Here is a 26,000-nt window from a genome sequence, read left to right on the forward strand (position 1 = left end):
AAACGCTTGATTTTCGGATGAAATTTTGTATAATTATAAAGGGTTTTCAGTAAACTTAAAGTATACTATAAATAAACTTCATTACGAATGGGTTGGGATAACTGTGGAGATTGGAAGTAAGATTAAAAGCCTTCGTTTAAAAAAAGGGCTGACACAGGAAGAACTTGGTGAACGTACAGATTTAACGAAAGGTCATATTTCCCAGTTAGAACGCAACCTGAACTCTCCTTCAATTGAAACTCTTTTTGCTTTATTAGAAGTGCTAGGAACGACTCCTAAAGAATTTTTTGATGAACCGAAAAAAAATATGCAAGTTGTCTACTCGACTGATAATCAGACAATATATACGGATGATGAGATGAAATACAGCATTCGCTGGTTAGTGCCCCGGTCAAATGAAAATGAAATGGAACCAGTTCACATCACATTTTACGAAGAAGGCGAATTCAAAAAGTTCGAACCTTCCCTTGCCGAAACGTTTATTTACGTTCTAAAAGGCAAGGTGACAATTGGTATTGGTGATTCACAACACACCGCTTCAAAAGGTGATGCAGTCTATTATGACGCGTCCGAACAACACTGTTTAGCAAATGCACACATCGGAACAAGCGAAATTCTACTTGTAGCCACAGAATCTTACTTATAAAGAAAAGGAGTGTCAGCATGACAACTCAGCCGATTATTCGATTTGAAAATGTTACAAAAAAGTATAACCATGATACAACCGTATTGAACAGTGTTTCATTTGAAATGGAACGTGGCAAATTCTACACACTACTTGGTCCTTCAGGTTGCGGGAAAACGACAATCCTTCGTCTCATCGCAGGTTTTACCGAAGCAACAGAAGGGGAAATTTTCTTCAATGGGAAAAAAATTAACGATGTACCTGCCAATGAGCGACAAGTAAACACAGTTTTTCAAGATTACGCTCTGTTTCCACATTTGAATGTTTTTGAAAATGTGGCATTCGGGCTGCGTATTAAGAAAGTGAAACAAGACGAAGTTAAGCGACGCGTCATGGAAGCACTGAAATTCGTCAATCTTGAAGGGTATGATAATAGAGAAATTGCTGAGATGTCAGGTGGGCAGCGTCAACGCGTCGCCATTGCTCGCGCAATTATCAATGATCCAGAAGTTATTTTACTCGATGAACCGCTATCAGCACTCGATTTGAAACTGCGTTCTGAAATGCAATATGAGCTCCGGGAATTACAGCAACGATTGGGTAAAACATTTGTATTCGTCACACATGACCAGGAGGAGGCTTTGGCGATGTCCGATGAGATTTTCGTCTTGGATGCAGGTGAAATCCAGCAATCAGGTACTCCACTTGATATTTATGATGAACCTATCAACCGTTTTGTCGCTGATTTCATTGGGGAATCTAATATTGTTCCAGGAATGATGATTGAAGACTTTGTTGTCCAATTTACTGGAAAGACATTTGAATGCGTAGACAAAGGTTTAAACCCGAATGAGAAAGTAGATATTGTCATTCGTCCAGAAGACTTAGAACTCACAACTGTCGATAAAGGGAAAATGAACGTAACAGTGGATACACAATTATTCCGCGGTGTTCATTACGAGCTTTCCACTTACGATGCTGATGGAAACGAATGGCTTGTTCACTCCACAAAAAAAGCAGAAGTCGGTGTAAAAGTCGGTCTTGATTTTGATCCTGAAGACATTCACGTTATGCGCCTAAACGAATCTGAAGAAGAATTCGACGCTAGACTTGAGGCATACGGGGTATTGAATAATGAATAATAAACTGCTTCGTCCACTGTATACGATTCCTTATGCAACTTGGATTCTACTATTTGTTATCGCACCTATTGCGCTCATTATTTCCTACTCCTTTCTCGACTTAAGTGGCAATTTCACATTAGACAACTACAAAAACTTTTTCTCATCTGTCTATTTACAACTGACTCTTAGTTCATTTTGGTATGCGTTCCTTATTACGTTGTTCACTTTACTCTTTTCCTACCCAACCGCTTATTTTCTAACGAAGACGAAGCATAAGCATCTTTGGCTTTTGCTGATTATTATTCCTTCTTGGATTAATCTACTTCTAAAAACATATGCATTCATTGGTCTTTTCAGTCTCTATGGTCCAATAAATGCGTTGTTGGAAACGGTTGGCATCGGTAAGCAGCAAATTCTTTTCACTGATTTCAGCTTTGTTTTCGTGTCCGTTTATATTTTCATTCCATTTATGATTTTACCGATTTTCAATTCTCTTGATAAATTGAATCCTGCTCTCATCGATGCATCACGTGATCTAGGTGCCAATTCATGGACGACATTCAGGCGCGTCATTTGGCCTTTAACTTTAAACGGGGTTAAATCAGGCATCCAAGTTGTCTTCATCCCTGCTTTGTCACTGTTCATGATTACTCGACTTATTGCTGGGAACAAAGTCATTACACTCGGGACGGCAATCGAACAGCAATTCCTAGTTACACAAAACTGGGGAATGGGTTCAACCATTGCCGTATTCCTAATATTATTCATGTTCATCATTATGCTGGTTACGAGTAGTAACGATAAGGGGGCTACTATTAATGGGAAAATTAAGTAAGCTCCCTAAAATTTACTTAATCGCAGTGTTTATTATTTTATATGCTCCGATTTTCTATTTAATCTTTTACTCATTCAACTCGGGCGGTGGAATGTCGAATTTTGAATCATTTACCCTTGAGCATTACGCAGCAGTGTTTGAAGATACCCGACTAATCGTCATTTTACTCAACACAATTATTGTTGCACTGCTGTCAGCGCTTGTTTCTACAGCAATCGGTGTACTCGGTGCATTGTCTATCGTTTTCATGCGTAATAAAGCGATGCGCAAAGCTGTGTTGTCACTCAATAACATTTTGATTGTAAGCCCGGACGTCATCATCGGGGCATCTTTCTTAATTTTATTCACAATGATTGGCGTCAAGCTTGGATTTGCATCCGTCCTTATTTCCCATATCGCCTTCAGTATCCCCATTGTTGTCATTATGGTATTGCCTAAGCTACAGGAAATGAGTCCTACGCTAATTGATGCGGCACTCGATCTTGGGGCTTCAAAACGCGACGTCTTGACGCGAGTTATTATTCCATTTATTAAACCGGGAATACTTGCAGGATTTTTCCTTGCATTAACGTATTCTCTCGATGATTTTGCCGTAACATTCTTTGTCACTGGAAACGGGTTCTCAACACTTTCTGTTGAAATTTATTCAATGGCACGCGCCGGTATTACTCTGACAATCAATGCATTGTCGGGACTTATCTTCTTTGTGACAGTCGTTCTTGTTCTAGGCTATTACTTCATTAGCCGCAAAACAAAAACACCACTTTCGGGGGTGAAGAAATGAAAGATATTTTACGGGCTGCGTTAGTCATTGTTATTGTTTCCGCTATTTTACTGTTCGTCAATGCCAAGTTAAATGAAGGTGAAGGTCGTGCTAGCAAGGATTCAATTACTGTGTATAATTGGGGTGAATACATCGACCCTGATTTACTAAAACAGTTTGAGAACGAAACAGGCATTAAAGTTACCTACGAAACGTTTGACTCGAATGAAGGTATGATGGGAAAAATTGAACAAGGCGGTACAGCTTACGATATTTCAATGCCATCGGAATATACGATAGAGATGATGCAGGAAGCAGATCTTCTTCTTCCACTTGATTATTCTCAAATTCCAAACATCAAAAATATCGACCCCTATTTTCTCGACTTACCATTTGATCCAGACAATAAATATTCACTTCCCTACTTTTGGGGAACTGTCGGGATCGCATACAATCCTTCCCTTCTCAAAGGACAGACATTTGAAAGCTGGGATGATTTATGGGATCCCTCACTTAAGCAGCAAGTTATTCTTGTCGATAGCGCACGGGAGACCATCGGAATGGGCCTGAACTCATTAGGCTATTCATTGAACTCCACCAATATGGACGAATTGCGTGAAGCGACGGATAAGCTGAAAGCACTTAGTCCCAATGTCAAAGCCGTCATCGGGGATGAAGTGACCCAACTAATGATTAATGGAGAAAGTGCCGTTTCGCTCACCTGGTCAGGTCAAGCGGCAGATATGATGTTTGAGAACGAGAATATCGATTATATTGTTCCTGCAGAAGGTTCAAATCTGTGGTTCGATAATATGGTTATTCCCCGTACTTCAAAAAATATAGAGGGTGCGCATGCTTTCATCAACTTCATGCTTGATGCTGAAGTAGCTGCTCAAAACGCAGACTATGTTGGCTACTCTACACCAAATTTAGCCGCTCTCGATCTTATGGATCCTGAAGTGACTGAAGATGAGCGTTTCTATCCTGACGAAGAAGCACGCGATCATCTTGAAGTATATCGAAATCTCGGTCTTGAAATGCTTGGCCATTATAATGAATTGTTCCTGGAATTCAAAATGGATATGAAGTAACGAAATTAGGAAGGCAGTCTAAGCACGCGACGTCCTGTCGCAATAAAGAAGGATGCAGTTCAATCCCTCTCCACTGCATGACTAGCTTCCTGCTAGACTAAGCGGCCATCTAGATGCGACAGGCATGAGGAAGGTCAGCAAGGCAGTAGACCTTGGCCGCATGGCTGACACGACTTACTCCCCAGCGTCTGGCTACTGGACACTAGACATGATTCAGACGACCTTCACACACGCGAAGGTCGTCTTTACTTTCTGAAAAAAGGTTACATTACAAGGTATCAATTTACAGGTTGTGGTATCATAATTTAGTGACACGAAACAATTTGGAAAGTTGGGGTAATTATGACAGTGAAATCTAATAATTTCGCCTTATACGTTTTAATGTTCAACATGTTCGTCGCCATGGCAGGCATCGGTCTCATCATTCCAATTATGCCTGAATACTTGGGTACGTTTGGTGTTGCTGGTCAAGCTCTTGGCTTTCTGATCGCCATGTTTTCATTTGCACAATTTATCTTTTCTCCGATTGCCGGCGATTTATCTGATAAGCACGGACGAAAAAAACTAATTATTGTAGGATTAATTATTTACGGCCTATCACAACTTGCATTCGGACTATCCACCGAATTATGGATGCTGTTTGCCGCTCGATTCTTTTCTGGTCTTGGCTCCGCATTCATCGTACCTCCGATGATGGCATTCGTTGCTGATATTACATCTTACGAAAACAGAGGAAGAGGAATGGGCCTACTCGGTGCTTCTATGTCGCTAGGTTTCATGATTGGACCTGCAATCGGCGGATTTCTTTCAAAAGTAAGCTTACAGTTCCCTTTTTACATTTCGACAGCAGCAGCACTGACGGCAGCGCTTATTTCCGTTTTTGCTTTACCGAACCCCGCGCCACGTAGCGCGAACGAATCTAAAAATAAGAACAAGAGAGAAAATCTTTTCAAGCAGATGAAACGCTCAACGACAACTCCTTACTTTGTCATGCTAATTGTCATGTTTGTCTTTTCATTCGGTTTGGCTAATTTCCAATCTACAATAGCACTTTATGTGGACCATAAATACGGCTATACCCCCGCTCAAATCGCTGTCATTATAACAGTTGGAGGCTTTGTTGGAGTTATTGCACAGACATTCGTCATCAGCAAATTGTTCAAGCGATTTGGAGAAATGCGAGTCATTCTTGTAAACCTTATCATCGCTGCTTTTGCAATGATTGGTATTGTATTCGTCAATTCCTTCTTTATGATTCTTTTCGTGGCAACGATTTTCTTCACTGCCACATCCCTTCTGCGGCCAGCCGTCAACACACTCGTTTCGAAACTTGCGGGGGAAGAACAAGGTTTCGCTGCAGGCATGATGACTGCATACATGAGTCTTGGAAACATGGTTGGGCCGGCACTTGCAGGCATTCTGTTTGATATCAATATCCTCTATCCTTATATTATCGGCACAATCATCCTGCTCATCTGTTTTACCATTGCATCTTATTGGGCAAAACGAAGCAGTGATTTACTTTCAGGTTTATAAACCTATGAAAAGCGGAGTACGCCGTTTAGCCCCGACAACTAGGAGGGAAACAGATCCATTCGAATCCCCGCTTCATGTAAGACCAGGGGCTGACGACTGAAGCCTATACCACGACCTAAATTAAAAAAACCATACTTTCTTTTCTATGAAGTAAAGCCCCATCGCACCAGAAATCCCCAGTGTGATGGGGCTTTTCTGTCGTAAGTCATCATTCCATCTTAGCTTCTTTGAATGCCCTTTGAACATACCGCAACGGCGTAAAGTACTATTGATAAATAATATCACGTCTGATTATCAACCAAAATTAACCAGTTAATAGCTTGATCACCCCCTGGCCGCTACTTGTATAGTTGCGTTTTTGGAATGAATAACTTCTAGTACGATTATTGAGATGTCTGGATTAGTATGGTTGCCCTTCATCCGTCGCGCTCAAAATGCATTAGTACACAGTGTGCTGAAGTTTTTGGGGACGAAAGAATAGCTGGCTTCTTACATAGAGAAAAGCCGCAAAAGATGCAATTTTGACGGCTGCTGCTTTCTCTACGGTTTTTAAAAAAGTTCACTTTCTAATAGGCAACACAAGCTTAGATGCATAATTTTCACTAAAAGTAAGCAAGGAACACGTTATACAAAGTACTATAGTGCCCGAAATTGCATCTTCGGGTACTTACACTCTCCATAGAATATCATCTATTTTTTTCTTCCAAAACAACCACATTTTTCACTTTAATATTGTAGGAACGCGACAGGCAACTATTCACAACAGGATTAATGAAAAAAAGTGTGGCTAGAAGTGACGGAGTCACTTCTAGCCACACTTTTCCCCCTCTTGGGAGGGAGGAATGAATTGCAATTCCTCCCTAAATCTGTCATGAATAGTTAGCCGAAAGCGGTCTGAAAATAGTCCAGTGAAAATAGAGGTTATCAAACCTTCTCAACAGTATTTCATGCAAATAAATGGATATTCAACAGACGTGAAATAATAAGTTCATCGCCTATAAAATCAGCAATTCTGCACTCCGTATCTTTTAACATTTCCCCACCTTATTGCTAACAAGTACGAACCAGATAGCTTGAACACCAAATTATTAATAATTGTAATTCCCTCTCAATCTTTCTGCGTGACCTTGTACAATTTGGGTAAATGCATCCACTTGTTTAAGTGCAAATGAAGATTCATAACCAATCAACCATGTATCCCGTGTCAATTCAAACTCCTCTTCATTATTCAAGAGAGGCATTCTATTGACATCTTCATCACCTGTCAGCGTAATCGATGGCAATATCGCATATCCAATCCCATTTAACGCTAGTTGCTTACAAGTCTCAATCTGGTCGACTGTGATTTGACGTCCCGGATTCTGGTCGAAATGACGTTGCCACCAACGTTGGATTTCCATATGATAATTCGAATCACTTTTAAATTGGATAAATGGACGTTTCGTATCTTTCAATTCACCGATTGACGTAATTTCACGATCTACCAAATAGAGGTGATCTCGGAATAAATATGTTTTTCTACTCTTCCAATCTACTTGCCCCCGCACAATTCCAACGTGAACTTCCCCCTCGTATAATGCTTTTACAATTTCCGAACTCCACCCTGTTATTAGCGAAATCTTGGCATCAGGATACATTTCGACATACTCTTTCAATACTTGAGGCAACCACGTCTGCCCTACGATCGATGCACAAGCAATTTTCAATGTGCCGTGCACTTTATCCGCCATCGAAGCGATCATTTCGAACGTTTCTTCACGTTTCACAATTGCTTCACGTGCATAAGTGATGACAAGTTCTCCCGCTGGCGTTGGCTCAAGCCCTTTCTGGGATCGGATGAACAATAACGTACCCCACTCCTTCTCAATAGACTGTAATCGCTGTGATAGAGCCGGTTGCGATAAGAAAAGGCGCTCTGCCGCTTTTCGCATATTCCCTTCTTCTGCTAACGCTTTTATGATTTCAAGTTCTGTCGTTGTCATTAAAATACCCCTTTCCACGTGGGATTTTCAGTATAAGGAACAAGCTGAAAACAGCAAAAATAGCTACTGTAATGTATACCCACTGCAACGAACCATCAAGTGCATTTTGTAATGATTGTACTTTTGAGGCAGCTGTCATCTGCCTCAAGTCATCCGTTAATAGCAAATTGACATCATCTAAGCTATAATCCAAATCGTCTTTTCTGAAATGTGCCATTAACATGCCATTTAAAATCGCGCCGAACAGCGCTGCACCAAACGTGTTTCCAAAATTCCTCATGAACATATTAGCAGCCGTCGCAGATCCACGCGTTTCTCTCGGGACTGCTGCCTGAATTGTGACGATGAACGATGTACTCGTTAATCCCATTCCGACACCTACAAAAAAGCTCGCCATTGCAGCCCACCAAGGTCCTGATCCAGCATCCATTACGACAAACAAAGATGTTCCCAGAATGAGCGATAACCCACCCGTAAAAGATACGAGAAACGTACCGTATCGGATTAACAGATGTCCCGCGACTGATGATGCAATCGGCCAACCTATTGACATTGCGGTCAATGTGAATCCTGCGATAATCGCAGGCTGTTCCATCACACCTGCCACAAATGTCGGTAAATAAGAAGATATGCCTATCAATATGACTCCTGTCGTTAAAGACACGAGGTTCGAATACAAGATTACAGGGTTTTTCCATAACGCAAACGGCATCACTGGATCTATTGCTCGCTGCTCGACACTGACAAATAACACCAACGATCCAAGTCCTACAATGAATAGAGTAATACTGTATAACGAAAAACGATCAAATGTTTGACCACCTTCAACAAGCCAGAATAAAATAATAGATAAGGATAGCATAAGTAAAAAGGCACCTTTGTAATCGATGGAAACTTTTTTCGCTCGCTGAGGCTCATGAAGAAACAGGTAAATACCAACCATCGCTAGGACTCCGAGTGGCACATTCACCCAGAAGACAAACTTCCAATTCATATATTGGACAATTAATCCTCCAATCACGGGTCCAGATACAGCTGAAATCCCCCATACACTTGATAAATATCCTTGGATTTTTGCCCGTTCTTTCGTCGTATACATATCGCCGACAATCGTCGTAGCTATTGGCATAACTGCACCTGCACCAAGGCCTTGAATTAACCTGAATACGATTAACTGTTCCATAGAAACAGCAAAACCGCTTAAAATGGACCCAATAAGAAATAACGTTAACCCAATAAATATAATTGGTTTTCGACCAAATAAGTCCGCCAATTTACCATAAATGAGAACTGTAACCGTACTCATCAGTAAATACGAAGAAAAAACCCAACTATACCTTGAAAAACCACCAAGGTCTGAAGCAATCGAAGGCATTGCTGTTGTTACAATCGTGGCTTCCACAGCACTGACAAACATTGCTAGCATAACAGCAATGAGTACAAACGGCCGATTCGTTACTTTACTATTTTTCACTGTTCTCATTCTCCTTCCAAACAGAAAAGGGCCCCTCTAGGAGCCCGCAATTTAACCATAACAATTATTCAACCGAGTAAATATATCTTTTAAACTGCTTCATTATTACTCTTCGCGTTAATATGCCTGCAAATGTGCCGTCTTCTTCCGTCACGCAAAGAAATGTATGATCAATTAATAAATCGAGCCCTTTTTGGAACCGATCCGTCGTTTTTATGGATGGCAAATCAGTTTGCATAATTTCATCAACTTTCAAATCGGCAAGACGTTCATATTCAATACGTTCAAGGCCCAAAATAGAATCAGTAATCATACCCATACTGAGCAACCCTTTTAAACGGTATTTCGCATCAAGGACCGGTATAGCTGAATAACCTGTTTTTGTTAGAACAAGGAGGGCGTGCTCTGCATTATTTCCAACCTGAACATGCGCAACTTTTTCAGAAGAAATGATAAAATCCGCTATCGGTGTGAAAAGAAAATCCCTATTGTTTATAGAAATCATGTAAATCTACTCCTTCTGTAGCTATGCTGTTCATCTTAAAACTACATATCTATCATATCATAAGAAGGACTTTCTATCCTCGAAAATGAAAAAGAAAACCCCTTCCGTTAAGAAGAGGTTGCGTAATAAAAAATGACGATCCCCATGAAAAATACGGCAATGAGTGCTACCCAAATAATCGGATTTAATGTAAATGGATGCTCTTCAATCGATGCTGGAATCGAACCAGCCTGTCCCTCAACAACAACCCCCGCCTTGCTCCATTTTCGCACGGCGTTAAAGCCGACCATACAAATGATCAAAACTACGATAATTAATGGAACTGTCCATACATCCAACATACATCCCTCCTTTTTAAAGTAGGATGCGCTTATTCGAAAAAGTTAATCATCAAAACGGAAATTTATTAAGCCATTGTCCGCCGTCAAGTGTCACAATTTCTCCATTCATATAAGATGCCTTGTCTGACATTATAAATGCAGCTAGCTCCGCAATTTCTTCCGGTTGTCCTAGACGACCTAAAGGAATCGATTCCAGTGTGCGCTTTGCAGCTTCGTCCGACTCCCATAATTTTTCTGCGCCGCCTGTGCGGTCAATCGGACCCGGTGCAATACCATTCACACGGATTCCATATTGCGTTCCCCATTCAACCGCCAATGTCCGTGTTAGTGACATTACACCTGCTTTGGCTGCTGCGGAATGGGCAATGCCAGCGCCTGCATTCCAAGCATACGTTGCAAGCATATTTAAAATAGACCCTTTTTGGCCCTTTTCAATCCAGTAGTTTCCAACAGCACTTGAACAATAAAAAGTTCCATTTAATACAATATCAATAACTGACTTCCAGCCATTCGGCGATAATTTTTCCGCCTTTACAATGAAGTTTCCAGCTGCATTATTTACTAATCCGTCAATTCGTCCAAACTTCTCATCCGTAAAAGCGATAAGTGCTTCGACGGATTCAACATTCCTTACATCCATCTGAAATAGATGTGCATGTGCACCAATTTCTTCCTGAGCCGCTTTCAGCCGATCTAAATCTCTACCTGTAATGACGACTTGTGCACCTTCCGCAGCAAATTTCTTCGCCATGTATTTCCCCATTCCATTCGATCCACCTGTTACAATTATAACCTTTTCATTAAACATAGTAATTCCCCCTAATGTAATGAATGAATATTCACTCATAATTGTAGCACGTTATCGCCTTCATGACGAGACCAAAAACGGACAACGAATTTTCTCCTTTGTCCGTTTACAGTCTTACACTTTATTCGTAAAATATCTTTCCACAATCTCATCAGCCGGAACTGCCTTACTGTACAAAAACCCTTGCGCTTTCTGACATTTGGCTTCTAATAGAATTGTTGCCTGTAAATCCTTTTCTACGCCTTCCGCGATGACTTCCATACCAAGACTATGTGCTAGACTAATAATTGTCTTTGCTATTGCTTCATTTTTCACATCAGTTTCAATATCTTTAATAAATGATCGGTCTATTTTAATGATGTCGATTGGATATTGCTTCAAGTAACTGAGGGATGAGTAACCCGTTCCAAAATCGTCAACAGAAATGAAAATACCAATTTTCTTTAGTTCATTTAACGTCGATATTGTTTCGTCTATTTTCGTTAATGCGCCCTCTGTGATCTCCACTTCAAGAGAAGAAGGGACGATGCCATAGTAAGCAATTTTCTTTTTCAATTTATCTACAAAGTTTTCCATTCTAAATTGCTTTGGCGATATGTTCACTGCAATCCTGATTGCTTTAAACTGTTTTTCCTGCCACTCTTTCAATTGACGACATACTTGGTCTAACACCCAATCACCAATTCCATGAATAAGGCCTGAGTCCTCAGCAATGGGTATGAATTGCACTGGTGAAACAAATCCAAATTTGCCATTGTTCCATCTAAGAAGCGCTTCGAAGCTGCTAATTTGCCCCGTTTTCAAATCGACTTGCGGTTGATAGTGAACCGTCAGTTCATTTAATTCAATCGCTCTGCGCAAATGCGATTCCATCAGTGCTTCATCCGGGAAGGAAGAATTCATCTCTTCTTGATAGAAACGGTAATGGGATCGACCACGATCTTTTACAAAGACAAGCGCTTGTTCCGATTTCCGTAATAGGTCCTCCAGCGTTTTTCCATCTTCAGGATAAACAGCAATTCCAATGGATGCGGAGATAAAATACTCCTGATGATTAAAATAAAATGGTTTACCGAAATCATTCAGTAACTGTTGTGCAAACTTCTCCGTCTTAGGCACGGAATGATTTTGCAATGAAACGATAAATTCATCGCTGCCATTACGATATAATCTGGCAGATGCAGGACAGATAACCTTCAATCGTTCCGCAACCATCTTCAATATTTCGTCCGCACCATTATGTCCAAGCGATTCATTTATTAATTTGAAACGGTCTAGTCCTAAATGGATAAAAGAAAGCCTTTTATCGCTTTTAAGAGAAAAGAGAGAGTCCTCCGTAAAATGCTCTTTCATCGCACGACGATTCCAAAGACCCGTCAAATGATCATGATAGGATAGGAAAAAAAGTTTTTCATTATTTTTCTGATGAACAGATGTGTCCCGTAATATCAACTGAACTTCTTTTACATCTTCATTAACAAAGACTGGAATCGTCTTCAAGTAAGTGGGTAATAAATGACCCTTTTTATGAAAAATGGGTGTACCATCCATCTCAATTGATTCGCCAGCGAGTGAGCGGGACAAAAAAAGCTTGAATTCTCCGACTTCAACCTCCGTAGCAAGATTAAAGATTGAACGACCTGAAAGTTCTTTAAATCGATAACCGAAAGCTAAATAGACTGCCCGATTCGCGTAGATAACTTTAAAGTTCTTATCGATGGTTATGATTGGGTCGAGATTATGTTCGATGACAGAATTATATTTATGTAGCAACTCCGTCTGAGACTCCCTTTCAGCTTTGATATCAAGCCTCTCACGTAAGTCAATGAAGATAATTTCCCGTTCACATTTTTCAGTATGGCATTGAATATCCAGTTCGAATAATACATTTGTCCCATCTCGATTCGATTGGATTTCAGTCATAATATTTGTTTGAGTTTGTAGCTTGCGCTTAATTGGGATCCACAAATCTCCAAAAAAACAGTCTGCTGATTGTTGTACCTCAGCTGAAAAGTATTGCACGGCCAATGAATTGGCATAAAGCACATCAAAATTGCCTAGTTTATTTTTCTCTATAAGTATGGTCATCTTGAACGAATGGTCAAAAATATATGATTCAATAATTTTATCTAAACGCTCCTCAATCTTAACGTATCCCATATATGCCTCCGTTTGTTGTACATTTGTCTAAAGATTAGACAAGTAGTCCAGGCAAGTATGCGCTGGCCGTCCAAATACTTTACATACGTATTTAAACTTGATATGAATAGATTGCACCAATACCTAGAAATTATATCTCAATACAAGTATGAGCAATAACATATTGCGAAATAGTCTTATTTCGTGAAAAAACAGTACATTTCCCCAAAAACATTTTCTGGGGAAGTTGTACAATTCTTTCGTTCTTGGTATTATCGAAACATATGTAATCATTCAATCTTTCAACGAGGGAGGCCTATTTTGAAAAACAAACATTCCATCCGTCAATTAGCAATTGCCATCTATACGGTAAATCGTCATGCAAAAACAGCACCTGATAACAAACAGCTCTACGCTTTAAAGAAAATGGCGATAGACAAACTTCTTAGCTTGGGTACCGCAGAAAAAATCGGATTGCATTTTGTCGATAATCCAAAATTTAGTAAGCAGCATTCCACAGTCCTCGTCCGATGTGACGAATTCCTCTTTCATACAATCCCGGAAAAAGAAGACTTCAATTCACTTCCACACCTCGGACAACAAGATCCAACTTCTCGCAACCCGCAAGAACGGATGAGCTTGAAAACTGCGCGCGAGCTTCTCACCAATTATGTGGGTCCTGTCCACCAGAAAGTACCTGCGAAGAAAAAAACTACACTCAAAAAGTCTATTCACAGCATTCAAAGTACACAAAGTTTCCGTTCATCTTATTTGGATGGAAAATGAGATAATCGCCTGGGCACTGTTCCAGGCAATATTTTTAATGGTTGTCTTATCTTTGAAAATAGGGCAGTTCACGCAATTTCCCATTTAGAATAGCCCTTTTTTCTTCTATTACTTGATTTGTTCCGAAATTACTTTTTCAAAGTCAACGAGAAGAATCATTCCGTCATCTCGCTTGATAATCCCTGAAACAGGCACTTTTTCGCCCGTGTACATATCAGAGGCAGGTTCAATATCCGAGAAATTGATCCGTTGAATTTGAGTGACTGCTGTCACATCTAGAACAACTGTCGTCCCGTCAAATTCCGCGACGATATATTTTGTCTCATCACCATCATTAATATCTGTATTTCCTGTTACTTTCCTCAGATCGATGACAGGAAGCACTTCTCCCCTTAGTTGAATGATTCCTTCAATGTACGGGTGAGCATGTGGCAATACAGTTACTGGAACAGGTTGAATTATTTCACGCACATTCTGAATGCCAATTCCAAAATTACTTTTTCCGACCTGAAACTCTACAAATTCAAAAACCTCATAAGTTACTAGATCTGCTTTCATTGTATTCACCAGCTCAACTCCTACGTTTTAATAATTAGAACTTACTCTCTTAAATATGTTGAATGAATGATTCCATCGAATACCTTTTGGTGCTTAGGGGATACCACTCACCTCAAGCCGCTTTGGCTACCTATGTATCACGCCTACACTGGACTCACACATACGAAACCGGGTGCCAGTCACTAACACAACTTAGGTACTTTGATTTATAGCAACAACTGGCACTGGATAAAATCAAATTAATTGAACACTTATTACTATTTTCGGCATATTTCTATAACTATTTAGGTTTATTAATAATTTTTATACAGGACTTGTGTCCCTTTCTCTCCAAATCCTTTTTCAACGAGCTGCTCATACATTTCACGCGCAAGCCGCAAACCGGGAAGTGATAGTTGCATTGCCTCAGCTTCTGTCAGCGCAATGTTTATATCTTTCAAGAAATGCTTAACATAAAAACCTGGTTCAAAATCCCCATTCAACATCCGTGGTGCTAAATTCGATAATGACCACGAGCCCGCTGCTCCCGATGAAATAGATTTCAATACGATTTCAGGATCCAGTCCCGCTTTTTCAGCATACGTTAGTGATTCGCAAACACCGATCATATTCATCGCAATAGCAATTTGGTTACACATTTTCGCGTGCTGACCTGAACCTGCCAATCCTTGATAAACAATTTGATTTCCGAATATTGACAGAATCGGTGTAATCGCATTAAATATTTCTTCCTTGCCGCCGCACATAATTGACAACGTCCCATTCTTCGCCCCAATGTCTCCTCCAGAAACGGGCGCGTCAATCGCCGCCATCTGTAACTCATCCGCGGCATTCGCAATCTGTACAGCCAGTGCTGGGCTAGATGTTGTCATATCAATAAGAATTTGACCTGCCTTACCTATTGAAAAAATACCTCCCTCTCCAAAATAGATTTCTTCGACATCTACCGGATAACCTACCATTGTGAAAATTAGTTCTGCATCCTTCACAGTTGCACCCACTGTATCCCCCCACGCAGCACCAGCTTCAATAAGAGACCTCGCTTTTTCTTTTGTACGAGTATATACAGTCACTTCATGATTACTGTCTAAAAGGTGTTTAACGACGCTAGCACCCATAACCCCTGTTCCAATAAACGCTATTTTTTTGATTTCCATCTCAATTCCCCCTATTTAAAATTCGTATTACCTTATATCCTACCAAAGAAATTGTATTATTCCATCATTCATTTCTGATTTTGAACAAAAAAAGGAGGACGGGACCCTGTATTAGGGCTCCGTCCTCAAAAGGGGGAAATGAGAATGTTGCTGTGTTCTATCCTAATTTCCCCTTTTTCCTTATCTTTTAAACATTGTTTTTAAAATTATTATGTCTGATTTTATCGAGCTCATCTACAAAATGGCTTCCTTCTTCCTCAGTGACAGAATGAGAACCATACCTTACCTTGTCGTATGTGTTGAATAATACTTCATTGTGGCCCCAATTCATTCTGGAAAACCACTCCTTCACCGTTTCTCCCTCTAAACGCGGTACTTTCGAATACTGCGCTTCTTCCTCAAATTTCTTATATGCTGTTCTGACAACATCAAAAGCATCGGAATAATCATAAACAAGCTGCTTCTCCTTCTTTTTCTTTGTTCTCCCAGTTGAAAGGAATGTATTGCCAAGATCTTTGTCCAACAGCCGTCCTTTCTTTCTTCTCCTTGCGATTAAAATAAATGAAACTAGTATAGTTATAGATATTCCAAGCATGATGAATAATTCGTTATGGGAAAACGTTGCTCCAAAAATTCGCGTTCCATCCTGCATACTGAAATCGATGTAAGAAGATTCTACCTCGGCCTGCTCGAGCTGCCTCGCCCTTGCTTCATCCAATTTCGCATTATACCAGTCTAGTAAAGGAGTGACACCTTTTCCAAACAGTATGAACAGCCCGCTAAATAAAAATCCGACTATGGCAATGACCGCTGACCTGAATGGATGCATCAGAAAAGATACAGCTATATATGTGATGAAGCCCAGACCTAAGATCGCAGCAAATATTTTCCCCATATCTACTAGATTAAAATTACGAAGTTGCCAGCCTATTACCCCTATCACTATGAAGCGGATGATAAAGTAGATGACAGTCGTCAAAAGATACAGAACAACTTGTACACTCATCAGTTCGTCTGCATTCGCATTGACAAAGAAGAGTTTTAAAATGAAGTAAAAGACTGTAAAGAAAATTGTATTCAGTACAAGATACGGCCAGCCTTCTCCTTTTGTCTCACCAAAATTCACCTGCAACCGCCAAAACGAATAAACAAATAGCATAAACACAACTACTAACGGTAGACCGTTAAAATAGAATGGAGTCGCTAACAGCGCGGCTAGTAGTATGCCGATACCTAGGGAATATTCAACCTTAGAAAACAACAAATACGTAATTATACCCATCCCTGTGGATAGTAAGAGCCATAGATAATGCGAGCCTACAACCGAATCTATCGTTATAAAAAGGAATAGATAGACGAGTAAAAACAGCTCAAGAACGGTTCTTTCCGAGCTTATTAATCGGATCCTGTTTCTTTCAGTCTGTCCCTGATCCATTTATCGCCGCCCCCTCATAGAAACAATCCAGTTCAACTGTATTGTGCTTTGACCATCTTTTAACGAATGGACTGTAACGTTCAGGTTCATGTGTAATGAGTACAATGGTAGGAGGTAAAACACCTTTGGACTCAACCTTCTGCAGTACATTTTCAAATGGCAGTTTAGCATTTTTATCCGACAAAACCGCAAGCATTTCGAGCGTCTTTTGATACTGAGTTTTGCCTATTCCTGTCGGCAAGTACATATAGGGCGTTGCACCGAACGTATGGATATTTATCACAACCGAAAAGGGAATGGCATTTCGCGTACAATAATCTGCATAAGAAGCGAGCCGTTCTATTTTCAAGTCAAAGTCCTGAGGCGAACGTGGTTTTTCAATTGCATTCATAACGAAAAGAATCGACTGCTCAGTAACTGGCAGATACTCTTTTGTTTGTAATTTCTGCATCCGCGCGCTTGCTGTCCAATGAATTTGATCGAATCGGTCTGTTGGGACATAATCCCTTGTCCCGACAGGCTGAAATTTATCATGGAAAAGTGAATGTCGCTGATCTACTTCCCCCGGCCTAAACGGAGACGGTTGAAGTTTTCCAATTAATGGGGTTATTTTTGGATAAACCAGACTTTCCTGTTTAATCGGTTCCGCCAACTCCATCAAGACCGACCCTTCTCCAAAAATATGTGGAACTTCAATTGTCATTCGTGTTATTCTGGATAAGCCACGTTTACGACCTTCCAACGGTATTGAAATTCTCACTTTTTCACCGCTACCAATTGCAAAAGGTACTGAGAAATCGAAAATACCACTGAAATGGTGATGATTATCGACTACAGGTAAGACAGAATCCTCAATTGATAATGTTAATGTCCCGTTCCAAATTGGTATTTTCCCATTTTCAAATTCAAATAAAACCTCATTTACCGTTCCAATAAGAAATCGACTGCGACTTCGCGTTGGTAAGAGTTTCAAATCCTTACCAACTTTAGAATAGTAAATGTTTTGAAACGAAAACATGGCGAAGACAGCCGCGAAACAGGCTGCCGGTAAAATCAAGGAGTAAATGAGCGCAAACAAGAAAAAAACTAGCGTAATCCCCATCCCTGTATAAATCGGTTTAAATCCTTCTTCATAACGTATCCATTTCATTAAACGAATGCCTCTATTGGCACCGGGATAGAATTGACTATGTCTTTCAACACATCTGCAAGGTCTTTTGTTAACATTCCTTCTGTCGACAATTCTAGGCGATGCAAAGCCGCTGGTCCAATTATTTTTTTCACGTCATCCGGGGTTGCATAGCTTCTGCCAGAAATAAAAGCATGCGCTTTTGTCGCTCGAAATATTGCCAGCGTAGCACGTGAACTAAGTCCAAGTTCCAAAAAGGTGTGTTCTCTCGTTGCACGAACGATTTTTAATATATATCGTTCTATATCTTCATGTACAACTACTTCCCCTGCTTCTCTTGACCAATTTGCCACTTCTGCCGGTCCGATGACTGATGATGTAGTAATAGCACCCGGATTTTTTCCGTATTGCTTTAATATGAGATGCTCTTCTTCGAACGATGGATAACCAATATTCAACTTAAACAGGAAACGGTCGAGTTGTGCAGCCGGAAGAGGGAAAGTTCCTTGTTGTGACTCAATCGGATTTTGTGTTGCAATGACCATAAAAGGTGTAGGTAGTTTTATCGTTTCTCCATCAATCGTAACTTGTTTTTCCTCCATCGATTCAAGCAGACTCGACTGTGTCCGTGGTGTTGCCCGGTTAATTTCATCTGCAAGTAAAATATTTGTGGAAACTGGCCCTGCCTTCAAAATGAATTCCTGCGTTTGTGGATTGAAATAACGAATCCCCGTCACATCGGATGGAAGTACATCTGGCGTGAATTGAACCCTTCCAAATGCACCTCGAAATGCGTTTGCAAAACTTTTCGCCATCATCGTCTTTCCTGACCCCGGCACACTCTCAAGTAACACATGTCCCTGTTGTAATAGAGCAATAAGCATAAAATCGAATTCTTTTTCCCTCCCGATAATTGCTTTATTCAATTCAGTTTTAAATTTCTGTATAGTAGTCAATTAAACTCCTCCAGTTTTCAAATTTTCACTATATACTTTCATCCAAAAAGGACACTTCACACATTCACTATCAGCTTTTTTTTTAGCTCTTCGTACTGATCCATCAGATTATCAAGCTTTCTGCTAGCCCCTATCGTTTCATCAGCAGTCAGTCCTTTTTTATTCGCCACATTCATCATCTCTATACGTAATAATTCAATTTTCTCTTCTAAATTCCACTCCAAGATAATCCCCCCATGGATTGAACATAGTTAACTATATATTATACAGGTCTATTCTCATAAAAAGGGAATTAATTTGCGACATATTGCGACAAATCAAACTATCAGCAATGGAAAAGACTTTACGTTATACTACTTTTAAGGCACACTATATAAGATTGCGAAAAAAAGGCAATTAGTGAAACATTCAGTTGTCACGAACGTCAACTATAATCAAGGAGGGATTTACGATGAAAAGCAGATGGAATCTTTTATACGCAGCAATCGCGACCACTTTATTACTTACCGCCTGTGGTACGAGTCCCGATGAGGACACAGAAAGTAATAACGGATCTACAGAGGTTGTTGAAAATGTAGAAAAAGACACAGTGACTGGAGATAAAGAAACGGATACAGAAGTTGATACCAATCAAGAAAACAACCTGCAGAATGCGGAACTGACAGAAAGTGACGAACAAGGTTATGCTATTTCTGTTCTTCCTGACTATACATTAACAAGTGAAGAACCAGGTAAGGACAGTCTAATACCTGTAAACAATGAATCAGTGTTTATGCGTATTGAAACGGTAACTAAAGAAAACGGTACATATGACCATTTAGCCGATAACATGATTGCTGTACTTGAAGCATCAGGAGACGGCAGCGCGCCAATTGAAGTGATTGATGAGAAGTCAATCCCTATTGCAGAAGGAATTGAAAACGCAAAAGCTCTAACCATAAAAGCTGAATCCTCATCTATTACGGGAATTATTTTTGAACGCGACAATATGGTTGTTAGACTTACAATCTATGACACTCCAGAAGAAGAGTATTTTGAACAATTTCTTCGTATGAGCGAAACAATCGTTGCTAGATAATGAAAGACTAAAAAGAGCCTAACGGTTTCCGTTAGGCTCTTTTTAGTCTTTGTAGAAAAGCGCAAGCCCCTTTAACTTAAGGACCGAAGTGACTCGAAAGGCTAGGCACTGAAACCTAGAAGCAATTCCATGTCGAAATAATTATACCTTCTTATCTTTTTTAAAAAACGCAGCACTCGTTAGACGAGTTACTGCGTTTCATGATAAGTTCTTTACCGATAGACCTAATTTCCGCAATAATACAATTGCCTGATCTTGTTCCTCGGGAGCGAGAGAAGACATAAGAGATTCGATATTAACCGCATGTTCCGGGAATATCGAAGTCATTAAACTAACTCCAGCAGGGGTAATTGACATATATGTAATCCGCTTATCCTCTTCACAAAAAACTCGTTCTAATAGCCCTCTTTTTTCAAGTTTATCGACAACGTAGGTCATCGAACCACTACGAAGTAAGATTTTCTGCCCAATTTTCTGTATAGGTTGTCTTCCCCTATGATGAAGCAATTCAAGCACGGCAAATTCAGTCGGATTAAGTCCATGCTTTTCACTCGGTTTATGCGCTTCTTCCAAAATTACTTTGCTCGCTCTTGAAAGAACGATAAATAATTTCAGTGCCCGTTCTGTATCTTTTGTCATTATGCAGTGCCCCTTCTATATTCCGCTCAATAGTGCCCTCATTATAACGGCAAACACGCCTTCATGTCAAAAGACCAAGAAGACGAATCGATACGTTAATTACGGAGAATGAACTCTTTTTTTAGTTGTATCTGTTGCCGAGTCATGTCTAATCGCCGATGGCAATGTTACGATAAAGGTTGTTCCAATGTCAACTTCACTCTCGACCGTAATCGTTCCTCCATGTTCTTCGATATACTTCAAAACAAATGGCAATCCTAGTCCAGACCCATCTGACTTGGTAGTGAAAAATGGAATGAAAATTTGTTTTACTTGTTCAGTATCCATTCCTTTACCATTATCTGAAATCCCTAAAACAACTTTTCCAGGACTGTCGAGACTTACAAAAACAGAAAGATTCCCACCAGGAGTCATCGCTTCTATTCCATTTTTGAATAAATTGAGAAGAACTTGTTTAATTTTATCAGAATCGCCGTTAATCAATGAATCTTTAAGTATATTTCCTTTTTGTGTAATCGTAATTCCATCCATTAATGCTTTCGGATAGATAACTTGAATCATATCTGCCACTAGCACCCCTAAGGAGAATGTCGTCCTTTCGTTCTGTCCTGGTTTAGATAGTACTAGCATTTCGCTTAATATCGACTCCATTCTATCTACTTCTTCATCAATAACGGAAAGATATTTCATAGCGTCCTTAGTAGCGGAAATTTTAAGTAATTGAACAAAACCTTTCAATGTCGTCATTGGATTTCTGATTTCATGCGCTATACTTGCTGCCAGTTGTCCAATCGTCGATAATGAATTTGTATGGGCCAAACTATTTTTCATGGCCATTTCTTCAGTTCGATCGTTCATTCTTACCAAATAAACTTGTGTCTCGCAATCGTATAATGTCGTAACTTGATAATATCTTACACCATCCTCGCTTCTGTCATACCTGGTTATTTTTTCTGCAAACCCATAGAGGTTTATATCTTTATAATAATTGATTAGTGATTCTGGATCTTCAGGAAACAATTTTAAGATTACTTCCGCTGATTTGCCCAAAAAGTATTTTTTCGGCAGGTTAAAAAACGTGCTATGCTGATCATTGACATCATAGATTAGCCCATCCCGATTCATAACAACCATAAAGCTGTCTGAATTACGAAAAGCTTGTATATAGGTTTTTTCCGCTATATCCCCAAATTTTTGCGGTACATCAAATAGTGCAATCACCTGCTGATCATCATCTAAATACTCAAGATGCATTCTAACAGAACTTATTCTATTCTGACCTAGTCGAATGTTCACATCGATTGTTTTGTTCCCAGTTTTTTTTATATCACTAATGATGTCATCCCATAGATTAGTAGGTGGCATAATAAAAAGTTCTCTAATATTTCCTGTTCCATCATTGACGAATTCTTTGTGAAACGAGTCATTCACATATAAAAGCGTGCCTTCTAGGCCAAAAACCGCACCTGGTCTGATTGCATCATCCAATATAAATGTGATGTGTTTCATAACATTTTTAGTTTGATATTTCAAGTGTATTCCCCCACATTCCATTTTTTAAACAATATGAAAAATGACACTTATTCATGCAGGAAGGTCAAAATGATATAATAATTAATATAATCAAATTATTCCATATTTACCTCAAAACGGGAATGGTCCTTTATACCTGAATAAAAAAATGGTTACCACGATATAACATTAAAGAGGACAGTGATTGAGCTAAGAATCCTGTTCTATCAACATTAAACGCGAAATATTTCCAAATAACTCTAGCTAAACGCTATTAAAAAAATATGTCATGCCTGAGTTTAGTCCTTTCATTGCGAAGTAACAATAAAGGATCTAACTATGAACATTGTATCAGACTTATATCAAAAAATGTCAGTTATCATGGATTTAAGTATTCATTTCTGAACATTGAAGAAATAACCAAAGTAAAGTGTATGTAAAAATGTGAAACCTAAAGTAAAAATTATAGAGGAGGAGTCTTAACGTTATATTCGATTACACGGCTGTTGATTAACCAAAAGTAATCAGTAATTAACTTATTTATTCCCTGGCGGCTACTTATATAATTGCGCTTTCGGATTGCTTTGGATTGAATGACTTCTATTTCGATTACTGAGATATCTTGATGTGTAGAGATGCGGCTTTGTTGCATCCCTTGGTAATCGTATAGTTGCCTTTCATCCGTCCCACTCCAAATGCATAAACACACAGAGTGATGAAGCTTTTCGGGATGAAAGAATAGGTGACTTATTACCTAGAGAAAATCCCCCATCTCCTATCGGGAGAACTCTAGTTGGTCTAGATTCGGGCTTTAACTGGAAGATCTATTTGAACTGAATATACAAATCGGTGACACTGCATTGCGACCGTTATCGAGACACTATTTATTTTTCAGCTCTTCGTACACAAAAGAATAATCGACAAGGACGTTGATTTGACGGAGCTGATTTTCTTTTTTGCACAACCATATCGTAAATCACCATAAATGTGCTGAGGTTTAACATTTCTTGATTTGAAATTATCGGGACACCGTCTAGAATTAGTCTCTTCAATTGGACAACAATAAAACGAGCCTTTCCCTAAATTCATCGGGAAAGGCTCGTTTTATTGTACTAATTATTTAGTAGTGACTCAGTTAAATAATTAGGTAGAACCAGCGTAGGTTCCTGATTAATGGTAGCCGAAGCGTTTCCATTGGAAACTTTCATTTCGAATTTTATAGCGGACTTTTTCAATGGCCTCATTTAAAATGGGACAGCCTTTTATTATCCGATAATAACCCTTTCCTTTGGAAAATGATATTTCAATTTCTTTGTTTTTCCTCCTAATGTAAAGAGGAACGAAATGAGCCCAACTCGTCCAATAAACATCAACAGCATGATGATCACTTTTCCAATTACAGAAAGATCTGATGTTATACCAAGTGACATGCCGCATGTTCCGAAAGCGGAAGTTATTTCAAATAACAGCGCAACTACCGGGACACCAGGTTCTGTCACAAGCAGAATGATAAGTGCTATCATGACCATTGCCAGCGCAAGGATAATGACAGCAAATGAACGGAAAACATCTATCAACTTGATTTGCCGATGAAAGATATTAATGACTTGATTACCACGGGCAAAGTTGATTAGAAATAGGACCGCAACCGCAAATGTAGTTGTCCGAATTCCACCGCCTACTGAACTCGGTGAAGCGCCAATGAACATCAGTGAACTGATGAATATATCTGTTGCTTCACTGAACTTTGTTACATCATGCGTTGTAAGTCCTCCAGATCTTGAAGACACCGAAAAGAATAGTGCAGTAAATATTTTTTCATGCCATACCATTCCTTTGAAAGAATTCATTGATTCCAAAATAAAGATTATGACCGTACCAAAAACGAGTAAAAATCCGAATGTAGAAGTAGTTATTTTGGTAAATAAGGAAAAACGGAAATTAGGTACTTTTTTCGAAAAATAACTTTTCACTTCAATTAGAACAGGAAAACCGATTGCTCCCAGTACGATAAGTATCATTGTCAAGGTCTGAACAAAGTAATCATTGAAATACTGCGTGAGCGACATTCCCGTAATATCAAATCCGGCATTTGTTGTTGCGGAAACCGACATGAACATTCCGTTGAGGAGCGCTTCACTAAATGTGTCATAGAATCGCATTATATATGCTGTAAATAATAAGCCGCCAATGATTTCAATTAAAAATATAATTTTAACGATTTCCTGAATTAGATTAACTACCCCAGCGAGACTGTACTGATTATGATCGACCATAATTAGCTGCCGTTCTCGTAAACCAATTCGCTTTCTGACGAGCAACCAAAAAAACGTACCGATCGACATGATTCCAATTCCACCAATTTGCAACACAAGCATAAGCATACAAATACCGAAAACAGAATAAGTACTCCCAATACTAATGGGTGTTAGTCCGGTAACGCTGACGGCACTGACGGCTGTAAACAAACTATCAATGAAGCTCACCTTCACACCAGGTAGATAAACTCCCGGCAAATTTAACAGTAAAAACGAAAATGCAATAGCCACAAAATAATAAAACACAATTACTTGAGCAGGAGTGAACCTGCGTAAATTCTCGCGATTGAATTTCATTCAGTTCACCGTTCCTTTCACCAATGATAAGGTGTCCTACCTATTTTAGAGAAGTCGGATGAAAAAAGAAAGAAAGAACTGATTTATATTAAAAAAGCAGTCGTGCAATTGCACGACCGCCTCTAAATTCATGCTTTTTTCTTGCTTTTTCTAACCCCAAACAAGTAACCATTTAGTCCAATTCCAAGTAGAACAATCCAGAATGTCACTTGCCACCCAGTTGAATGTGGGAAGGATTCATCGAGGATAGCCAAGCCTGGATGTGCCAGTGCAAGAACAGCCAATTTGACACCAACCCATCCAACAATAAGAAATGCCGCCGTTTCCAATGAAGGGAACTTTTGCAAAAGAACAACAAAATGACGTGCAGCAAATCGCATGATGACTAAACCAATTATACCACCTAACAGCATGACGATGAATTGTCCACCGTTAATGCCACCAATATCGAAATTACCAACTTTAGGTAACGTTACCGCAAGAGCAACAGCTGCCAACATCGAATCTAGTGCAAATGCAATATCCGCAAGTTCGACTTTCACAACCGTCATCCAAAAACCGGATTGTTTGCCTTTTTTAGCATCGGGATGTGCATCCCCACCTTTTCGCTGGTCAATAATGTGCTTAACGGAAATGAACAATAAGTATGCTGCCCCAAGAGCTTGTATTTGCCAGATGTTCACGAGGAATGTGATCATGAACAATGCTGCAAAACGGAAAACAAACGCTCCTAATAATCCGTAAAAAAGTGCCTTTCGCTGTTGATCACGTGGTAAATGCTTTACCATGACCGCCATAACAACCGCGTTATCCGCTGCTAGTAATCCTTCAAGTACGATGAGTACAAGAAGTACCCATGCATATTCCAATATTATTGCTTCCAATACAATTCCTCCTAGTTTAAATCAAATA

24 protein-coding genes are annotated in these 26,000 nt (G+C 39.6%); 8 read left to right on the top strand and 16 right to left on the bottom strand.

Translation table 11 applies throughout. From position 1 onward, the window contains the following. The first annotated feature begins 103 nt into the window (after positions 1 to 103). The 6 genes from FQ087_RS10710 to FQ087_RS10735 all read left to right on the top strand — a co-directional run bounded on the left by FQ087_RS10710 (position 104) and on the right by FQ087_RS10735 (position 5,974). Entirely contained in the window at positions 104 to 646 is a 543-nt protein-coding gene (locus FQ087_RS10710; RefSeq protein WP_149580429.1) for a helix-turn-helix domain-containing protein, read from the top strand. A gap of 17 nt (positions 647 to 663) precedes the next feature. Further along, the gene (locus FQ087_RS10715) at positions 664 to 1,767 is read left to right on the top strand and encodes an ABC transporter ATP-binding protein (protein ID WP_149580430.1); all 1,104 of its coding nucleotides are present in this window, start codon (positions 664 to 666) and stop codon (positions 1,765 to 1,767) included. After that, a complete protein-coding gene (locus tag FQ087_RS10720; RefSeq protein WP_149580431.1) occupies positions 1,760 to 2,584 on the top strand; it encodes an ABC transporter permease in 825 nt (274 codons plus the stop codon). Before FQ087_RS10715 ends, FQ087_RS10720 begins: the two co-directional genes overlap by 8 nt. After that, on the top strand, positions 2,568 to 3,368 hold the full coding sequence (locus FQ087_RS10725; protein WP_149580432.1) for an ABC transporter permease: 801 nt from the start codon (positions 2,568 to 2,570) through the stop codon (positions 3,366 to 3,368). The genes FQ087_RS10720 and FQ087_RS10725 overlap by 17 nt, the downstream gene beginning before the upstream one ends. Then, on the top strand, positions 3,365 to 4,438 hold the full coding sequence (locus FQ087_RS10730) for an ABC transporter substrate-binding protein (RefSeq protein ID WP_149580433.1): 1,074 nt from the start codon (positions 3,365 to 3,367) through the stop codon (positions 4,436 to 4,438). The genes FQ087_RS10725 and FQ087_RS10730 overlap by 4 nt, the downstream gene beginning before the upstream one ends. A 342-nt stretch (positions 4,439 to 4,780) precedes the next feature. Beyond that, positions 4,781 to 5,974 carry an MFS transporter gene (locus FQ087_RS10735; RefSeq protein WP_149580434.1) on the top strand — a complete coding sequence of 398 codons (1,194 nt, stop codon included), beginning with the start codon at positions 4,781 to 4,783 and terminating at the stop codon, positions 5,972 to 5,974. Positions 5,975 to 7,062: 1,088 nt separating this feature from the next. On the opposite strand, the gene FQ087_RS10740 is transcribed toward FQ087_RS10735, so the two are convergent. The 6 genes from FQ087_RS10740 to FQ087_RS10765 all read right to left on the bottom strand — a co-directional run bounded on the left by FQ087_RS10740 (position 7,063) and on the right by FQ087_RS10765 (position 13,244). Beyond that, the gene (locus tag FQ087_RS10740; protein WP_149580435.1) at positions 7,063 to 7,956 is read right to left on the bottom strand and encodes a transcriptional regulator CcpC; all 894 of its coding nucleotides are present in this window, start codon (positions 7,954 to 7,956) and stop codon (positions 7,063 to 7,065) included. Next, positions 7,937 to 9,439, bottom strand: coding sequence for an MDR family MFS transporter (locus tag FQ087_RS10745; RefSeq protein WP_149580436.1), 1,503 nt, complete (start codon positions 9,437 to 9,439; stop codon positions 7,937 to 7,939). The genes FQ087_RS10740 and FQ087_RS10745 overlap by 20 nt, the downstream gene beginning before the upstream one ends. A gap of 55 nt (positions 9,440 to 9,494) precedes the next feature. Continuing rightward, a complete protein-coding gene (gene cbpB / locus FQ087_RS10750; RefSeq protein WP_149580437.1) occupies positions 9,495 to 9,935 on the bottom strand; it encodes a cyclic-di-AMP-binding protein CbpB in 441 nt (146 codons plus the stop codon). A gap of 107 nt (positions 9,936 to 10,042) precedes the next feature. After that, positions 10,043 to 10,276 (bottom strand): hypothetical protein, encoded by a 234-nt coding sequence (locus tag FQ087_RS10755; protein ID WP_255452218.1) that lies wholly within the window; start codon positions 10,274 to 10,276, stop codon positions 10,043 to 10,045. 49 nt (positions 10,277 to 10,325) lie between these two features. Further along, entirely contained in the window at positions 10,326 to 11,084 is a 759-nt protein-coding gene (fadH, locus tag FQ087_RS10760) for a 2,4-dienoyl-CoA reductase (RefSeq protein WP_149580438.1), read from the bottom strand. A 114-nt stretch (positions 11,085 to 11,198) separates the two neighbouring features. Further along, positions 11,199 to 13,244, bottom strand: a complete 2,046-nt coding sequence (locus FQ087_RS10765) for a putative bifunctional diguanylate cyclase/phosphodiesterase (RefSeq protein ID WP_149580439.1) — start codon at positions 13,242 to 13,244, stop codon at positions 11,199 to 11,201. Positions 13,245 to 13,544: 300 nt separating this feature from the next. Here FQ087_RS10765 and FQ087_RS10770 point away from each other — a divergent pair, with 300 nt between their 5' ends. Beyond that, complete coding sequence (locus FQ087_RS10770) at positions 13,545 to 14,009, top strand: YkyB family protein (RefSeq protein ID WP_149580440.1); 465 nt, start codon at positions 13,545 to 13,547, stop codon at positions 14,007 to 14,009. Positions 14,010 to 14,117: 108 nt separating this feature from the next. On the opposite strand, the gene FQ087_RS10775 is transcribed toward FQ087_RS10770, so the two are convergent. The 6 genes from FQ087_RS10775 to FQ087_RS10800 form a co-directional block, all read right to left on the bottom strand. Continuing rightward, the gene (locus tag FQ087_RS10775) at positions 14,118 to 14,567 is read right to left on the bottom strand and encodes a chemotaxis protein CheW (protein ID WP_255452296.1); all 450 of its coding nucleotides are present in this window, start codon (positions 14,565 to 14,567) and stop codon (positions 14,118 to 14,120) included. Positions 14,568 to 14,860: 293 nt separating this feature from the next. Further along, complete coding sequence (locus tag FQ087_RS10780) at positions 14,861 to 15,724, bottom strand: NAD(P)-dependent oxidoreductase (RefSeq protein ID WP_149580442.1); 864 nt, start codon at positions 15,722 to 15,724, stop codon at positions 14,861 to 14,863. 187 nt (positions 15,725 to 15,911) lie between these two features. Beyond that, positions 15,912 to 17,159: a hypothetical protein gene (locus FQ087_RS10785; protein WP_149580443.1), complete on the bottom strand. Its 1,248-nt coding sequence runs from the start codon at positions 17,157 to 17,159 to the stop codon at positions 15,912 to 15,914. Next, positions 17,140 to 18,309 (bottom strand): DUF58 domain-containing protein, encoded by a 1,170-nt coding sequence (locus tag FQ087_RS10790; RefSeq protein ID WP_149580444.1) that lies wholly within the window; start codon positions 18,307 to 18,309, stop codon positions 17,140 to 17,142. Before FQ087_RS10790 ends, FQ087_RS10785 begins: the two co-directional genes overlap by 20 nt. Continuing rightward, positions 18,309 to 19,244, bottom strand: a complete 936-nt coding sequence (locus tag FQ087_RS10795) for an AAA family ATPase (RefSeq protein WP_149580445.1) — start codon at positions 19,242 to 19,244, stop codon at positions 18,309 to 18,311. The genes FQ087_RS10790 and FQ087_RS10795 overlap by 1 nt, the downstream gene beginning before the upstream one ends. 56 nt (positions 19,245 to 19,300) lie before the next feature. Further along, entirely contained in the window at positions 19,301 to 19,468 is a 168-nt protein-coding gene (locus tag FQ087_RS10800) for an aspartyl-phosphate phosphatase Spo0E family protein (protein WP_149580446.1), read from the bottom strand. Positions 19,469 to 19,695: 227 nt separating this feature from the next. On the opposite strand from FQ087_RS10800, the gene FQ087_RS10805 reads away from it, so the two are divergent. Then, positions 19,696 to 20,322 (top strand): hypothetical protein, encoded by a 627-nt coding sequence (locus tag FQ087_RS10805; RefSeq protein ID WP_149580447.1) that lies wholly within the window; start codon positions 19,696 to 19,698, stop codon positions 20,320 to 20,322. 198 nt (positions 20,323 to 20,520) lie between these two features. Here the strand turns inward: FQ087_RS10805 and FQ087_RS10810 are convergent, their stop codons facing one another. From FQ087_RS10810 to FQ087_RS10825, 4 genes are all read right to left on the bottom strand, one after another. Then, complete coding sequence (locus FQ087_RS10810) at positions 20,521 to 20,964, bottom strand: MarR family winged helix-turn-helix transcriptional regulator (protein ID WP_149580448.1); 444 nt, start codon at positions 20,962 to 20,964, stop codon at positions 20,521 to 20,523. A 96-nt stretch (positions 20,965 to 21,060) separates the two neighbouring features. Then, positions 21,061 to 22,494, bottom strand: coding sequence for an ATP-binding protein (locus FQ087_RS10815; protein ID WP_188006698.1), 1,434 nt, complete (start codon positions 22,492 to 22,494; stop codon positions 21,061 to 21,063). A gap of 1,244 nt (positions 22,495 to 23,738) precedes the next feature. Then, entirely contained in the window at positions 23,739 to 25,088 is a 1,350-nt protein-coding gene (locus tag FQ087_RS10820; protein ID WP_149580450.1) for a TrkH family potassium uptake protein, read from the bottom strand. A gap of 128 nt (positions 25,089 to 25,216) precedes the next feature. Continuing rightward, a complete protein-coding gene (locus FQ087_RS10825) occupies positions 25,217 to 25,972 on the bottom strand; it encodes a TerC family protein (protein WP_149580451.1) in 756 nt (251 codons plus the stop codon). Positions 25,973 to 26,000: the final 28 nt, after the last annotated feature.

The organism is Sporosarcina sp. ANT_H38, assembly GCF_008369195.1.
In the GTDB taxonomy this organism is placed as follows: Bacteria; Bacillota; Bacilli; order Bacillales_A; family Planococcaceae; genus Sporosarcina.

Bases quoted from the DNA above. Each gene is read 5' to 3' on its own strand.
- FQ087_RS10715 (WP_149580430.1), top strand. From the start codon at position 664: ATGACAACTCAGCCGATTATTCGATTTGAAAATGTTACAAAAAAGTAT.
- FQ087_RS10720 (WP_149580431.1), top strand. From the start codon at position 1,760: ATGAATAATAAACTGCTTCGTCCACTGTATACGATTCCTTATGCAACT.
- FQ087_RS10725 (WP_149580432.1), top strand. From the start codon at position 2,568: ATGGGAAAATTAAGTAAGCTCCCTAAAATTTACTTAATCGCAGTGTTT.
- FQ087_RS10730 (WP_149580433.1), top strand. From the start codon at position 3,365: ATGAAAGATATTTTACGGGCTGCGTTAGTCATTGTTATTGTTTCCGCT.
- FQ087_RS10735 (WP_149580434.1), top strand. From the start codon at position 4,781: ATGACAGTGAAATCTAATAATTTCGCCTTATACGTTTTAATGTTCAAC.
- FQ087_RS10740 (WP_149580435.1), bottom strand. From the start codon at position 7,956: ATGACAACGACAGAACTTGAAATCATAAAAGCGTTAGCAGAAGAAGGG.
- FQ087_RS10745 (WP_149580436.1), bottom strand. From the start codon at position 9,439: ATGAGAACAGTGAAAAATAGTAAAGTAACGAATCGGCCGTTTGTACTC.
- cbpB (WP_149580437.1), bottom strand. From the start codon at position 9,935: ATGATTTCTATAAACAATAGGGATTTTCTTTTCACACCGATAGCGGAT.
- FQ087_RS10755 (WP_255452218.1), bottom strand. From the start codon at position 10,276: ATGTTGGATGTATGGACAGTTCCATTAATTATCGTAGTTTTGATCATT.
- fadH (WP_149580438.1), bottom strand. From the start codon at position 11,084: ATGTTTAATGAAAAGGTTATAATTGTAACAGGTGGATCGAATGGAATG.
- FQ087_RS10765 (WP_149580439.1), bottom strand. From the start codon at position 13,244: ATGGGATACGTTAAGATTGAGGAGCGTTTAGATAAAATTATTGAATCA.
- FQ087_RS10775 (WP_255452296.1), bottom strand. From the start codon at position 14,567: ATGAAAGCAGATCTAGTAACTTATGAGGTTTTTGAATTTGTAGAGTTT.
- FQ087_RS10780 (WP_149580442.1), bottom strand. From the start codon at position 15,724: ATGGAAATCAAAAAAATAGCGTTTATTGGAACAGGGGTTATGGGTGCT.
- FQ087_RS10785 (WP_149580443.1), bottom strand. From the start codon at position 17,159: ATGGATCAGGGACAGACTGAAAGAAACAGGATCCGATTAATAAGCTCG.
- FQ087_RS10790 (WP_149580444.1), bottom strand. From the start codon at position 18,309: ATGAAATGGATACGTTATGAAGAAGGATTTAAACCGATTTATACAGGG.
- FQ087_RS10805 (WP_149580447.1), top strand. From the start codon at position 19,696: ATGAAAAGCAGATGGAATCTTTTATACGCAGCAATCGCGACCACTTTA.
- FQ087_RS10820 (WP_149580450.1), bottom strand. From the start codon at position 25,088: ATGAAATTCAATCGCGAGAATTTACGCAGGTTCACTCCTGCTCAAGTA.